Genomic DNA, 13,976 nt, shown 5'->3' on the forward strand with positions numbered 1-13,976 from the left:
CTTGGTCCCCAGGTCACGCCAGTGACCTGGTCTCATCGTTTCAGCGCGGGATGCGGGCGGAAAACCACATGGACTTCTGCCCGTCCCGCTCTTGCTTTTCGTCCATCAGGTGGATGAGGAAAGCACCGTTGTCAACGGCGACATCATGCCCTGACGGCGATTTGATGGCAGGCGGCCGCCGTCAGTGTCCCTTTGCGTGGTCGGCATGATGAGCATGATGCGACAGCATCAGCACGACGATGAACAGCACCGGCACCGAGGCAAAGACGATGGCAAAGCCCGTATGCTCGGCGACGAAACCGATCACCGATGGCGCAAACAGCATGCCCGAATAGCCCATGAAGGTCGCGACCGAAAGGCCGATGCCAGGCTGCAGGCCCGGCATGTTGCCAGCCGCCGAAAAAGCGATCGGCACCATGTTGGAGATGCCGACGCCGGCAATCGCAAAGCCGAGGATGGCGATATAGGCATTCGGCGCCGTGCCCGCGATGATCATGCCGATAAGCGCAGTGACCGTGCAGATGCGCAGCGTCTTCTTGGCGCCGAAGCGGTCGCGCACGAGGTCGCCAGCAAAGCGCATGGTCGCCATGGTGGCGGAGAAGGCGGCGAAGCCGAAGCCGGACAGTTCCACCGAGGCACCAAGCTCGTTGCGCAGGTAGAGCGCGCCCCAATCGAGCACCGTGCCCTCCGGCACCATCGAAAACAGCGCCATGATGCCGATCAGCCAGGGAAGCGGCGTCATCGGCAGGCGGAGCTTTTCCTTGGCGGCGGCCGGATGCGGCTTGTCGGCAAGGATCATCGGCCAGGCAATCGCAATCAACGTCAGGCAGATCACGGTGACGACGAAGACATGTGGCAGCACGCCGACGCGCGCCATGAGGAACCCGCCGATGCCGGCGCCGATCAGGCCGCCGAGGCTCCAATAGGCGTGGCAGGAGGACATGATTGCCCGCCGCATCGATTTCTCGACCTCGACCGCATTGGCGTTCATGGCGACATCCATCGCGCCGACGAAACCGCCGAGCACGAACATGCCGATCGCCGCCGCCCAGACGTTTGGCACCAAGGTCAAAAGCAGAAGCAGCGGCGACAGGATGATGGCCGTGACCTTGACGACCTTCTGCGAGCCGATGCGGGCGATGTAGCCGCCGGCAATCGGCATCAGCACCAGCGAGCCGATGCCAAACATCAGGATCAGGAGGCCGAGTACGCTTTCGCTGATGCCGAGCCGGTCCTTGAACTCGGGGATCTTCGGCGCCCAGCTGCCGGTGACGAAGCCATTCATCAGAAAGAGCAGGGAAACCGCCAGCCGGTTGCGGGTCATATAGCCCTGGCGGACGGTTGCAGTGGGAGAACGTTGGTCCATGGTATTGCCTCTGTGCCGGATCGGGCCGGCTCAAACAGTGATTTCGATCAGATTTCCATCGGGGTCGCGCAGCACCGCCTCGTAGAAGCCGTCGCCGGTCCAGCGCGCCTTCGCGACCAGGATGCCCTCGGCCTCGGCGCGCACAGCAATGGCATCGACCGCCTGTTCGCTGCCGAGCGACAGCGCGACATGGGCAAAGCCTGCGCGCTCGAGCTCGGCCGGATCACCCGGAGCGACCCAGGGACCTTCCATGATCTCGATCGCCGGTCCTTTGCCGAGTGTCAGGAAGCGCGAACGGAAGCCAGGCCGCCGCCGGCTTTCGTAAACGTCGCCGACCTCCGCACCGAAGAACGCCGACCAGAATCCGGCAATCTTATCGAGTTCGTGGGTCCAGAGAGCCACATGGGTTATCGTCATTGTTCCACCCCTCCCGCAATCAGGATGTCTGCACCCGCTGCCTCGAATGCCGCGCGATGCTCAGCAGGCGCGTCTGCCTCGAGAAGCAGCGTCGCCTTGTCGTCGATATCGACGATCCCATGAGCGGCAGCCGTCCCGAGTTTGTCGCTGGTGATGGCAACGACCAGACGGCGGCTGCGCAAGGCGACGAGCCGCTTGAATTCGGCGTCCTCGAAATAGATCGCCGTCAGGCCCGCTTCGGCATCGGCGCCGCAGGTGCCGAGAAAGCAGAGATCGGGCCTGAGCAGTTCGGCGTCGCGCTGCGCCCGCGCGCTGATGGCCGCACCGACCGCACGGTTGAGTGGCCCGCCAAGCAGGATGAGATCGACGCCAGGCTTCTCCATCAGCGCTGCAGCGATCAGCGGCGTATTGGTGACAATCGTGACCTGGAGCTCCGGCTCGATCAATTGCGCGATGGCGAGGTTTGTGGAACCGGCATCGAGGAACACGGTCATGCCCGGCTTGATCAATCCGACCGCCGTGCGGGCAAGTGCTGCCTTGCGCTCCGGCGCCATCGCCGCCCGCTCGCTCAAACTGCTGTGTGCAGCAGGAACGACCGGGAGCGCGCCACCATAGACCCGCTCGCAAAGCCCCGCTGCCGCCATTTCGCGCAGGTCACGGCGGATCGTGTCTTCGGAAACATTGAGCTCGGCAGCAAGATCCGCAGCCAGCACCCGGCCCTTGGCCTTCAGCCGCTCCTGGATCAGCGTCTTTCGTTCACGAAGAAGGAGTTCACCGGACATTTTTACCAATCGTGCATAAACGTGCATGAATCGCCATAAATGTGCATAGCGAATTTTGAAACCGATTTCAAGTCGCGGAGTCAGCCAAATCACCGCGGGCCAGCAATTCGAGCAAACCGTGCCTTTTGCGCGTGGTCGACGCCATTTCGAGGAAAATTCTTCATCAAAACGCTCGGGAATTGGTGTTTTATACGCTCAGATCGCCAATCTTTTGTGCGATTGTCCGCTCAATCCGGACGACGGGCCGGACCACAAAGAAGATGGAAATCACGATGAAGCTCCTCCCCACGCTGTTCGCCGCCGCTCTGATGCAGGTTGCCGCCCTCGCCTCCGCTGAAGCCGGCGAGAATCTCGACGCGGTCAAATCCGCCGGCGTCCTGAAGATCGGCACCGAGGGCACCTATGCGCCCTTCACCTATCACGATGCCTCCGGCGCTCTTGTCGGCTTCGACGTTGAGATCGGCCAGGCCGTCGCCGAGAAGCTCGGCGTCAAGGCCGAATTCCTCGAAGGCAAGTGGGACGGCCTGATCGCCGGCCTCGACGCCAACCGCTACGACACGGTCATCAACCAGGTCGGCATCACCGAAGAGCGCAAGAAGAAGTACGACTTCTCCGAGCCCTACATCGCCTCGAAGGCCGTGCTGATCGTCAAGACCGACAACGAGGAGATCAAGGGCTTCGCCGATCTCAAGGGCAAGAAGTCGGCTCAGTCGCTGACCAGCAACTTCGGCAAGCTCGCAACCGCCTCCGGCGCCGAACTCGTCGGCACCGACGGCTTCGACCAGTCGATCCAGCTCGTGCTCACCGGCCGCGCCGATGCCACGATAAACGACAGCCTCTCCTTCCTCGATTTCAAGAAGAAGAAGCCCGACGCGCCGGTAAAGATCGCGGCCGAACAGGCTGACGCCGACTTCTCCGGCATCATCATCCGCAAGGACGAGCCGGAACTCTTGGAAGCGATCAACAAGGCGCTCGGCGAGATCAAGGCCGACGGTACCTACGACAAGATCTCGCAGAAGTACTTCGGCGCCGACGTCTCGAAGTAACCCCTGTCCCGAGCGCCGGGTCGGTTTCTCCGCCGGCCATTCTCGGTTATGAATCGCGATCCGTTCCGGACACCGGGGCGGATCGCGCTTTTTGAAAGGCCCGCCCCTTGCCCACCTGGCTCCAACTGATGCTGGATTCGCTGCCGTCCCTGCTCTGGGCCGGCCTCACCTTCACCATCCCGCTGACGCTGCTTTCCTTCATTTTCGGCCTGATCCTCGGGCTCGCAACCGCCGTCGCCCGCCTGTTCGGACCGGCGCCGGTCGTCGCGATCGCGCGATTTTACGTCTGGGTGATCCGCGGCACGCCGCTGCTCGTCCAGCTCTTCGTGATCTTCTACGGGCTGCCGAGCGCCGGCATCCTGCTCGACGCCTTCACCGCCGCGCTCATCGGCTTCTCGCTGAACGTCGGCGCCTATACCTCCGAGATCATCCGCGCCGTCATCTCGTCAGTGCCACGCGGACAGTGGGAAGCGGCCTACTCCATCGGCATGAGCTGGAGCCAGGCGATGCGTCGCACCATCCTGCCGCAGGCGACCCGCGTCGCCGTGCCGCCGCTGTCGAACACTTTCATCTCGCTGGTGAAGGACACCTCGCTGGCCGCCGCCATCACCGTGCCGGAGATGTTCCAGACCGCGCAGCGCATCGTCGCCACCACCTACGAGCCGCTGATCCTCTATATCCTGGCGGCGCTGATCTATCTCGCCATGAGCTCCGTGCTCTCGGCCCTGCAAGTGCGGCTGGAGCGGCGCTTTGCCCGCTATGGCGGCTTCCTGGAGGCACGTGCATGATCGAGCTCTCCCACATCGAAAAGCGCTTCGGCGACAATCTCGTGCTGAAGGATATTTCCGTAACACTCGCCGAAGGCACGGTGACGGCGCTTGTCGGCCCATCCGGCGGCGGCAAGAGCACGCTGCTGCGCTGCATCAATCTGCTGGAAATCCCAACGTCCGGCGCAATCCGGCTTGGGGACGAGACGCTCGAATTTTCGCCCGGCCGCAAGGTCGGCTGGGCGGCGATCCAGCGCCTGCGCCGGCAGACCGGAATGGTGTTCCAGAACTTCCAGCTCTTCCCCCACCAGACCGCGCTCGGCAACGTCATGGAAGGCCTCGTCACGGTGCTGAAGTGGCCGGCCGACAGGGCGAAGACGCGCGCGATGGAACTCTTGGAAAAGGTCGGCATGGCGCACAAGGCCGACGCCTGGCCGGCGACCCTTTCCGGCGGCCAGCAACAGCGCGTGGCGATCGCCCGCGCGCTTGCCCCGTCGCCCCGCGTGCTTCTCTGCGACGAGCCGACCTCTGCCCTCGACCCGGAACTGGCGGAGGAAGTGGTCGAAGTCCTGAGCCGGCTTGCCCGTGAAGGCACGACCATGGTCATGGCGACCCATGACCTGCGCCTCGCCTCCCGCGTCGCCGACAAGGTGATCTTCCTCGATGGTGGTGTCATCGTCGAAAGCGGTGCCCCGAAGACGATCTTCTCGGCGCCCGAGCGTGAGCGTACCAAGAAGTTCATCGCCTCGCTGAGCGCCCCGCACGACTACGAAATCTGAGCGGAGGGGACGACGGATCACAGGACGATCCGGCGGGTGTGGGTCGGGCACCCTTTGCGCCAGCCTTGTCTATCTCTACCGTCATCCTCGGGCTTGATGTTCAGTCCGGGGAGCAGGACGGACGACCCCAGCAGGCTAGACGCCCCCTCTACTTCCAGAAAACAAAACGGCCGGATTCGCATCCGGCCGTTTCTGTTTGTTTGAACTTACCCTCAGGCGCCGAAGACCATCAGCAGATCCTTGGCGTCGATCTGGTCGCCGGCGCGCACCAGCACTTCGGCAATCGTGCCGTCCTTCTCCGCATGCAGCGCCGTTTCCATCTTCATCGCCTCGATCGAAAGCAGCACGTCGCCCGCCTTGACCGCCTGTCCTGGCGAGACAAAGACCGTCGAGATGACACCCGGCATCGGCGCGCCGAGATGGGCGGCGTTACCGACCTCGGCCTTGCGGCGCACCGCGCTCTGAGCGCTGCGGTTGCGGTCCGGCACTTTGATCAGGCGCGGCTGGCCGTTGAGCTCAAAGAACACCTTGACCATGCCCTTCTCGTCCGGCTCGCTCTTGGCCTGGTGCAGGATCACGAGCGACTTGCCCCGCTCGATCTCCGGCTGCAGCTCCTCGCCCGGCGCAAGCCCGTAGAAATAGGCCGGCGTCGGCAAGACGCTGACCGGGCCATAGGTGTCGGCAGCAACCGCATAGTCGGTGAAGACCTTCGGATACATCAGATAGGAGGCGAACTCGAAGTCGTCGACCTTGCGCTCAAGCTTGTCCTCGATTGCCTTGCGCTCAGCATCGAGGTCGGCCGGCGGCAGCAGCGAGCCCGGAACGGCGGTATAGGCCTTTTCGCCCTTCAGCGCCTTCTTCTGCAGCGCTTCCGGCCAGCCGCCCGGGGGCTGGCCGAGATCGCCCTTGAGCATCGAGACGACCGAATCCGGGAAAGCGATGTCCTTCGCAGGATTTTCGACGTCGGCGACGGTCAGGTCCTGGCTCACCATCATCAGCGCCATGTCGCCGACGACCTTGGACGATGGCGTCACCTTGACGATATCGCCGAATATCTGGTTGGCGTCGGCATAGGCCTGGGCGACGCGGTGCCACTTGGTTTCGAGACCGAGCGAACGCGCCTGTTCCTTAAGGTTTGTGAACTGTCCGCCCGGCATTTCGTGCAGGTAGACTTCGGACGCCGGTCCCTTGAGGTCGCTTTCGAAGGCGGCATACTGGTGGCGCACCGCTTCCCAATAGAAGGAGATGCGACGAATCCACTCGGGATCGAGACCCGGATCGCGGTCCGACCCCCGGAGCGCCTCGACGATCGAGCCGAGGCAGGGCTGCGAGGTATTGCCGGAAAGCGCGTCCATCGCCGCATCGACGACATCGACGCCGGTCTCCACGGCGGCAAGCACGGTCGCGGCCGCAATGCCCGAGGTGTCGTGGGTGTGGAAATGGATCGGCAAGTCGGTCGCCTCACGCAGCGCCTTGAACAACACGCGTGCGGCCGCCGGCTTCAACAGGCCCGCCATGTCCTTGACGGCGATCATGTGCGCGCCGGCCTTTTCGAGGTCGGCGGCAAGGGCTGTGTAGTATTTGAGATCGTATTTCGGCCGGGCCGAATTCAGGATGTCGCCGGTATAGCAGATCGCCGCCTCGCAGATGCGATTCTCCTCGGCAACGGCCTCCATCGACACCCGCATGTTGTCGACCCAATTGAGGCAGTCGAAGACGCGGAACACGTCGATGCCGCCTTTTGCCGCCTGGCGCACGAAGTATTTGACCACGTTGTCGGGGTAGTTTTTGTAGCCGACGCCATTGGCGCCGCGCAGAAGCATCTGCAGCAGCAGGTTCGGGGCATCTTCGCGAATGCGGGCCAGGCGATCCCACGGGTCTTCGGTGAGGAAGCGCATGGACACGTCGAAGGTCGCGCCACCCCAGCATTCGAGCGAGAAGAGCTGGGGAAGCGCGCGGGCATAGGTGCCGGCGACGCGGGCGATATCATGGGTGCGCATGCGGGTCGCAAGCAGCGACTGATGGCCGTCGCGCATCGTCGTATCGGTCAGGAACACTTGGCGTTCGCCACGCACCCACTCGGCGAACTTCTTCGGGCCGAGTTCGTCGAGCTTCTGCTTGGTACCGGATTTGATGTCGCCGTCGATGAACGGGACGACGGGCTTTGCCGCATCCGCCGGCGGCTTCGGGCGGCCCTTCGTCTCCGGGTGGCCATTGACCGTGACGTCGGCGAGATAGGTGAGGAGCTTCGTCGCGCGGTCCAGGCGCTTCACCTGCTGGAACAGTTCCGGAGTCGTGTCGATGAAGCGCGTCGTATAGCTGTTATCCTGGAACTTCGGATGGCTGATGATCGCCTCGAGAAAGGTCAGGTTGGTTGCCACACCGCGGATGCGGAACTCCCGCAGCGCGCGGTCCATGCGGCTGATCGCTTCGAGGGGGTTCGGCGCCCAGGCGGTAACCTTGACGAGCAGTGGGTCGTAGAAGCGGGTAATGACTGCACCCGGATAGGCGGTGCCGCCATCGAGACGGATGCCGAAGCCGGACGCCGAGCGATAACCGGTGATGCGGCCATAGTCCGGAATGAAGTTCTGCTCCGGGTCTTCGGTGGTGATGCGGCACTGCAGCGCGTGACCGTTGAGGCGGATGTCCTCCTGCTTCGGCACGCCCGATTCCGGCGTGCCGATCGCCTCGCCGTCGAGGATGTGGATCTGCGCCTTGACGATGTCGATGCCAGTCACGACTTCCGTGACGGTGTGCTCCACCTGAATGCGCGGGTTGACCTCGATGAAGTAGAACTTGCCGGTGTTGGCATCCATCAGATACTCGACCGTGCCGGCGCCGACATAGCTCGTCGCACGGGCGATCATCAGCGAATAGTCGGCAAGCTCCTGGCGCTGCGCATCCGAGAGGTAGGGCGCCGGCGCGCGCTCGACGACCTTCTGGTTGCGGCGCTGGATCGAGCAGTCGCGCTCGAAGAGATGCACGACATTGCCGTGGGTATCGCCGAGGATCTGGCTTTCGACGTGGCGGGCGCGCTCAACCAGCTTTTCAAGATAAACCTCATCCTTGCCGAAGGCGGCCTTGGCTTCGCGCTTGCCTTCCGTCACCTCACGGATCAGGTCCTTCGGGTCGCGAATGGCGCGCATGCCGCGTCCGCCGCCGCCCCAGGAGGCCTTGAGCATGACCGGATAGCCGATCTCGGCCGCAAGGCGGTGGATTTCCTTTTCGTCGTCCGGCAGAGGATCGGTGGCCGGAACGACCGGCACGCCGACGGAAATCGCGAGGTTGCGCGCGGCAACCTTGTTGCCGAGCTGGCGCATCGTCGCCGGCCGCGGACCGATGAAGATGATGCCGGCGGCATCACAGGCATCGACGAATTCAGGGCTTTCCGAAAGCAGGCCGTAGCCCGGATGGATCGCGTCGGCGCCCGAAAGCTTGGCGACGCGGATCACCTCTTCGATCGACAGGTAGCTCTCGATCGGACCGAGGTCGCGGGCAAGGTGCTGCCCGCGGCCGATCTGATAACTTTCGTCCGCCTTGAAGCGGTGCAGCGCCAGTTTGTCCTCTTCAGCCCATATCGCGACCGTTTTCAGACCGAGTTCGTTTGCAGCGCGGAAAACGCGGATGGCAATTTCAGAACGGTTGGCAACAAGGATCTTCGAGATAGGCAAGTCGGTCTCCTCAATGACTTGATATTGCGGGAAATGCTGCACCCGCGAAATAAAGTATTAGCGAGTCACCGAGCAGAGCGCAATTTCAGATGCGACAGGAAACCGAAAGCCTTCGACTCTAGGAGATCAGCCCGAGCCGGAAGGCGATCGCCACGACGTGATGGCGGTTCTTGCCCTTCAATTTCTCCTGGATGCCGTTCATATACCAGTCGACCGTATGGCTCGAGATATCGAGCACCTTGCCTATGTCGTTCGAAGTCATGCCGTCGGCGAGATAGTTGAGCGCTTCCATTTCGCGCCGCGTCATCTGCACCTCGACGCGCGAGCCGAGTTCGGCCGAAACCTCGGGATCGGTCAGCTCCAGAAGCTTCCAGAACAGCCGCTTGGCGATGGCGTCGAAGAGGCTGATCTCGACCGGGCTCAAGTCGACGACGCGACCGCCGACCGTCAGGTTGCCGAGCAGGCCGCGCCGGCCGTGCACCGGAAAGATGTAGCCATCGTAGAGACCGTGGTTTCTGGCCTCGATCATCATGCTTTCCATGCGCTTGCGATGTGGATCGGAGCGGAAGGCAAACAGCGTGTCACGCCAGCGGAAGCCGCGCTGCGCATGGCCGAGATAGCGGATGGTCGGATCGATCACCACGAACTTCTTGCGGATGTAGATCTGCGGCCAGCCTTCCGGCCAGCGGCCGGCGAGCAGCAGCCGCAGCGGATTGTCATGCGGTTTCGGCTGCCGAACGACACCGTAGAAGTCGAAGCCGCAGCGATCGAGCAGGCGCTCGAATTCCGGGACGATTTCCTCGCGTGTCTTCATCTCCTCCAGAAGCGCGAGAAACTGTACGAGCAGCGTAATGTTCATGGATCACCTTCCAGGTAGATGCATATGGTCGCATTTCCGAATCCGGACATAAAGGCACCGTTCAGCGACCATTCATGTTGCACCCGCGATAATCCCTCATACCACGCCCGGTCTTATGCGAAATATGCAAGAAATCGGAGTTGGCACGACAGATAGCAGACTATGAATATTCTCGCCAAGCTCGCATGCGAGCGAAACGGGAAAACGAGTGGCTGTCCATGCGTCCGGCTACGGCTTCCCTTTGCCGCAAAAGACCGTCTCAGCGCGGCCCCGAGTGTATAGGGGCGGAGCCCAAGCCCGCCAACCGTAGCTCGAGGACGCGGGTGCATCCGCCGCAGAAGGACTGCGGCGCGTCAAATCCGGTACCCGGAAGGGGTGAGACAGTGTCATTGTTCCAAGTGTATGCAAGAGCGCTCCAGTATCTTGCGGTTCACAAGTTTCGTGTCTCGGCGATCGTCCTCGCCAACGTCGTTCTGGCAGCCATCTCGATTGCCGAACCGATCCTGTTCGGGCGCATCATCGACGCCATCTCGTCAAAGGGCGAGGTCACGCCGATGCTTTTGATGTGGGCTGGCCTCGGCGTCTTCAACACCGTCGCCTTCGTGCTCGTTGCCCGCGAGGCGGACCGGCTGGCCCATGGCCGCCGCGCCACGCTCCTGACGGAAGCCTTTGGACGGATCGTTTCCATGCCGCTCGCCTGGCATAGCCAGCGCGGCACGTCCAACGCGCTGCACACGCTGTTGCGCGCCTGCGAAACCCTATTCGGTCTCTGGCTCGAATTCATGCGCCAGCACCTGGCTACGGCCGTCGCGCTGATGCTGCTCATTCCGACCGCCTTTGCCATGGACGTGCGCCTCTCGCTCGTCCTTCTCGTGCTCGGCGCGGCCTATGTCATGATCAGCAAGGCGGTGATGAGCCGCACCAAGGAAGGTCAGGCCTCGGTCGAGAACCACTATCATACGGTTTTCTCCCACGTTTCCGACGCCATCAGCAACGTCTCGGTCGTGCACAGCTACAACCGCATCGAGGCTGAAACCCGCGAGCTGAAGAAGTTCACCGAGCGGCTGATCTCCGCCCAGTTCCCGGTGCTCGACTGGTGGGCACTGGCGAGCGCGCTGAACCGCGTCGCCTCCACCATTTCGATGATGGCGATCCTCGTCATCGGCACCGTGCTGGTGCAGCGCGGCGAGCTCGGCGTCGGCGAAGTCATCGCCTTCATCGGTTTTGCCAACCTGCTGATCGGCCGTCTCGACCAGATGAAGGCCTTCGTGACGCAGATTTTCGAAGCCCGTGCCAAGCTCGAAGACTTCTTCCAGCTCGAAGACGCCGTGCGCGAACGTGACGAGCCGGCAGGCGCGACTGAACTGCCGCCAGCTGTCGGCGAAGTCGAGTTCCGCAACGTCTCCTTCGACTTTGCCAACACGAACCAGGGCGTGCACAACGTCTCGTTCACGGCCAAGGCCGGCCAGACGATCGCGATCGTCGGCCCGACGGGTGCCGGCAAGACGACGCTCGTCAACCTGCTGCAGCGTGTTCACGATCCGCGTGATGGCCAGATCCTGATCGATGGCAACGATATCTCGAAGGTAACGCGCAAGTCGCTGCGCCGCTCGATCGCCACCGTCTTCCAGGACGCGGGCCTGATGAACCGTTCGATCTCAGACAACATCCGCCTCGGCCGTGACGATGCGACGATCGAGGAAGTCATGGCTGCCGCCGAAGCGGCCGCCGCCTGCGACTTCATCGAGGGCCGGACGGGCGGCTACGACACGGTGGTCGGCGAACGCGGCAACCGTCTGTCGGGCGGCGAACGCCAGCGTGTGGCCATCGCCCGCGCCATCCTCAAGAACGCGCCGATCCTGGTGCTCGACGAGGCGACCAGCGCGCTCGACGTCGAAACCGAGGCCCGCGTGAAGGATGCGATCGATGCCCTGCGCAAGAACCGCACGACCTTCATCATCGCACACCGCCTGTCGACGGTGCGCGAGGCCGACCTGGTAATCTTCATGGATCAGGGCCGCGTCGTCGAAATGGGCGGTTTCAACGAGCTCAGCCAGAGCAATGGCCGCTTCGCAGCCCTCTTGCGCGCCAGCGGCATCCTGACGGACGAAGACGTCCGCATGAGCCACACGGCGGCATAAGACACGCGCTTGAAGTCAAGCGAACGAACCGAACCACCCGCGGTCAAACGCGGGTGGTTTTTTGCTTTTCGGCTTTCTGACAACGTCGCGTCGACCAGCCTTGCCATTCTCGAGATTGTTGGTAGACGGGAATTCCGGCCCCAATTCCAAAGGAATCATCATGCCGGACATCTCCACAATCGCAGTTTTCGCCACAGCAAGCCTCGTGCTCACCGCCACGCCCGGCCCTGACATGCTGCTCATCGCTTCTCGGAGCGTGAGCCAGGGGCGCGCAGCCGGGTTCCTCACCTATGCCGGGATCGCAGTCGGCACCTATTGCCACGCGCTGGCCGCAGCACTCGGTCTTTCCCAGCTCTTCGTCACCTTGCCGGTTGCCTATGAGATCGTGCGCTGGGCGGGCTGCGCCTATCTGCTGTACCTCGCCTACAAGACAGTCCGCTCGAACGCATCGAGCGCGTCACCGGTTTCGACGCTCAAGCGACTTTCGAACTGGCGGATCTTCGGCGAGGGGCTGATGACGAACCTGCTCAATCCGAAGATGGCGCTCTTCGTACTGGCGCTGCTCCCACAGTTCGTAGACCCAAAGAGCGGGTCGATGGTCACGCAGATGCTTCTGCTGGCGACCGTGTTGAACGGGGTCGGCTTCCTCGTGAACGGCTCGGTCATCCTGGTCGGCAGCCATCTGCGCGCGCGGCTCGCTGGCATCAGGCGTTTCCCGAAGCTGCCGCAGTATCTTCTCGCCGGCGTATTCACGGGGCTCGCCTGCCGCCTTGCCCTTGGTTCCAGAAATTAGTCGCCCAGCAGGGGCGGCGTTCTGTTACGCCGCCCGCAGCGGCTTTGCAGTAGCAATGCCGCGCAACCATTCGAGATAATAGGCATAGGCGAAATGCAGCCCGATGCCGACGAGCACGAAGAGGCTGCCGAAGATCGGGTTTCTCCCGGTGACGAACAGCAGCACCTGGCCGGACATCGCCAGGATCGTGCCGAAGATGAAGATCGGCAGCGAGTGTCGCCCGACAACCGCGAGCGGATGATCGCTGTCGAGTTTGGCGAGGTTGCTGATGCGAGGCGTCACGGCGACGATGTAGGCAAGCGCCAGCACATGGAGCAGCCGGGGGCCCGACAGGAAGGTCTTGTCAAAGCCGGTCAAGACCGCTGGAAGACCGAAGGAAAGGTCGATGCTCCAGAAGGAGAAGAGCACCCAGACAGCGGAGACCGCAAGATAAGCGCCCGACAGGACGATCAGCCAGGGCCATCGGGGGAGTGATCCACCATTGCGAACGAAGGTCATCATGACGATGCCGATGACGAACAGGAACTGCCAGGACCAGGGATTGAGGAACCAATAGCCCTCGTCGAGGAAATTCGACGGCACGAACTTGAAGATGCCTGCGGCGAGCCACAGGGCGGCCGACAGCGACAGCAGCAGTTTCTTGCTGACGCCGTTCAGCCAGAGAATACCCGGCAGCATCAGGAACAGCGCCGCATACATCGACAGGATGTTGTTGTAGCCGAGCTGATACCCCAGAAGCACCATGGCGACGATGCCCTGTTCCGTCTGTTCCACCATCGGCCGAATGTTGATCTCGCCGATCAGATCCTGCCGGCCGAAATAGATCGCCCCGGCCGCAAAAATCGCCAGCGTCACGATGCTGGTCATGATGTGGGCGACATAAAGCGCCAGCGCCCGGCGCCAGATTTTCAGCGTCATCGCCAGCCGTTCTCCGGCGGCGAACTTGCCGCCATAGGCGATCCCGACCGACAGGCCGGAGATCAGCACGAAGGCTTCGGCGGAATCGGAAAAGCCGAAGTTCTTGTGCGTCAGATATTCGAGGTACTGTCCCGGAACGTGGTTGACGAAGATCGTCAGCAGGCACAGCGCCCTGAACACGTCGAGGCGTGTGTCACGCTCGTTGGGAACCATTCGGGCGGACGTCGGGTTGACACCACCCTGAAAAGTCTTTTGCAGCATGCGGTCCGTTTTCCAGGATTTGGCGCCCCTGCCCCATCCCTGTTGAAACGGGCACCGACAGCCCGCGCCGTCATTCAAACGCGCGAGATGCCCGGCACCATGAACTAGGTGGGATGAGGAACATGTTGCAGTTCTCCGCCCCATCCCGCTCCGATGATCTAGAGCATCCCGCTTTC

At 62.7% G+C, this 13,976-nt stretch carries 11 protein-coding genes; 5 read left to right on the forward strand and 6 right to left on the reverse strand.

Annotated features, from left to right (window positions below; genetic code table 11):
- Positions 1-181: 181 nt before the first annotated feature.
- The 3 genes from ACN9MO_RS17120 to ACN9MO_RS17130 are packed head-to-tail and all read right to left on the reverse strand — an operon-like array spanning position 182 to position 2,565.
- Entirely contained in the window at positions 182-1,366 is a 1,185-nt protein-coding gene (locus ACN9MO_RS17120) for an MFS transporter (RefSeq protein WP_058328023.1), read from the reverse strand.
- 30 nt (positions 1,367-1,396) lie between these two features.
- Positions 1,397-1,783, reverse strand: a complete 387-nt coding sequence (locus ACN9MO_RS17125; RefSeq protein ID WP_425985739.1) for a VOC family protein — start codon at positions 1,781-1,783, stop codon at positions 1,397-1,399.
- Positions 1,780-2,565, reverse strand: coding sequence for a DeoR/GlpR family DNA-binding transcription regulator (locus tag ACN9MO_RS17130; protein ID WP_093233449.1), 786 nt, complete (start codon positions 2,563-2,565; stop codon positions 1,780-1,782). The genes ACN9MO_RS17125 and ACN9MO_RS17130 overlap by 4 nt, the downstream gene beginning before the upstream one ends.
- A 272-nt stretch (positions 2,566-2,837) precedes the next feature.
- Here ACN9MO_RS17130 and ACN9MO_RS17135 point away from each other — a divergent pair, with 272 nt between their 5' ends.
- From ACN9MO_RS17135 to ACN9MO_RS17145, 3 genes are all read left to right on the forward strand, one after another.
- Entirely contained in the window at positions 2,838-3,611 is a 774-nt protein-coding gene (locus tag ACN9MO_RS17135) for an amino acid ABC transporter substrate-binding protein (RefSeq protein WP_057254872.1), read from the forward strand.
- Between the two features lie 107 nt (positions 3,612-3,718).
- On the forward strand, positions 3,719-4,399 hold the full coding sequence (locus ACN9MO_RS17140) for an amino acid ABC transporter permease (protein WP_082616163.1): 681 nt from the start codon (positions 3,719-3,721) through the stop codon (positions 4,397-4,399).
- A complete protein-coding gene (locus ACN9MO_RS17145) occupies positions 4,396-5,157 on the forward strand; it encodes an amino acid ABC transporter ATP-binding protein (RefSeq protein ID WP_058328026.1) in 762 nt (253 codons plus the stop codon). Before ACN9MO_RS17140 ends, ACN9MO_RS17145 begins: the two co-directional genes overlap by 4 nt.
- Before the next feature lie 212 nt (positions 5,158-5,369).
- Here ACN9MO_RS17145 and pyc read toward each other — a convergent pair whose 3' ends face one another.
- Positions 5,370-8,828 (reverse strand): pyruvate carboxylase, encoded by a 3,459-nt coding sequence (gene pyc, locus ACN9MO_RS17150; RefSeq protein WP_112995636.1) that lies wholly within the window; start codon positions 8,826-8,828, stop codon positions 5,370-5,372.
- Positions 8,829-8,946: 118 nt separating this feature from the next.
- A complete protein-coding gene (locus tag ACN9MO_RS17155) occupies positions 8,947-9,687 on the reverse strand; it encodes a helix-turn-helix transcriptional regulator (protein WP_057254868.1) in 741 nt (246 codons plus the stop codon).
- Between the two features lie 383 nt (positions 9,688-10,070).
- Between ACN9MO_RS17155 and ACN9MO_RS17160 the strand changes: the two genes are divergently transcribed.
- Together ACN9MO_RS17160 and ACN9MO_RS17165 are read left to right on the forward strand one after the other, a co-directional pair.
- Positions 10,071-11,828: a glucan ABC transporter ATP-binding protein/ permease gene (locus tag ACN9MO_RS17160; RefSeq protein WP_057254867.1), complete on the forward strand. Its 1,758-nt coding sequence runs from the start codon at positions 10,071-10,073 to the stop codon at positions 11,826-11,828.
- 160 nt (positions 11,829-11,988) lie between these two features.
- Positions 11,989-12,621: a LysE family translocator gene (locus ACN9MO_RS17165; RefSeq protein ID WP_058321656.1), complete on the forward strand. Its 633-nt coding sequence runs from the start codon at positions 11,989-11,991 to the stop codon at positions 12,619-12,621.
- Positions 12,622-12,645: 24 nt separating this feature from the next.
- Here the strand turns inward: ACN9MO_RS17165 and ACN9MO_RS17170 are convergent, their stop codons facing one another.
- A complete protein-coding gene (locus tag ACN9MO_RS17170; protein WP_057254865.1) occupies positions 12,646-13,800 on the reverse strand; it encodes an OpgC family protein in 1,155 nt (384 codons plus the stop codon).
- Positions 13,801-13,976: the final 176 nt, after the last annotated feature.

The organism is Ensifer sp. R-19 (assembly GCF_049905105.1).
Classification (GTDB): domain Bacteria; phylum Pseudomonadota; class Alphaproteobacteria; order Rhizobiales; family Rhizobiaceae; genus Ensifer.

Coding starts and splice junctions, on each gene's coding strand:
- ACN9MO_RS17170 (WP_057254865.1), bottom strand. CDS start 13,800: ATGCTGCAAAAGACTTTTCAGGGTGGTGTCAACCCGACGTCCGCCCGA.
- ACN9MO_RS17155 (WP_057254868.1), bottom strand. CDS start 9,687: ATGAACATTACGCTGCTCGTACAGTTTCTCGCGCTTCTGGAGGAGATG.
- ACN9MO_RS17135 (WP_057254872.1), top strand. CDS start 2,838: ATGAAGCTCCTCCCCACGCTGTTCGCCGCCGCTCTGATGCAGGTTGCC.
- ACN9MO_RS17130 (WP_093233449.1), bottom strand. CDS start 2,565: ATGTCCGGTGAACTCCTTCTTCGTGAACGAAAGACGCTGATCCAGGAG.
- ACN9MO_RS17125 (WP_425985739.1), bottom strand. CDS start 1,783: ATGACGATAACCCATGTGGCTCTCTGGACCCACGAACTCGATAAGATT.
- ACN9MO_RS17165 (WP_058321656.1), top strand. CDS start 11,989: ATGCCGGACATCTCCACAATCGCAGTTTTCGCCACAGCAAGCCTCGTG.
- ACN9MO_RS17120 (WP_058328023.1), bottom strand. CDS start 1,366: ATGGACCAACGTTCTCCCACTGCAACCGTCCGCCAGGGCTATATGACC.
- ACN9MO_RS17145 (WP_058328026.1), top strand. CDS start 4,396: ATGATCGAGCTCTCCCACATCGAAAAGCGCTTCGGCGACAATCTCGTG.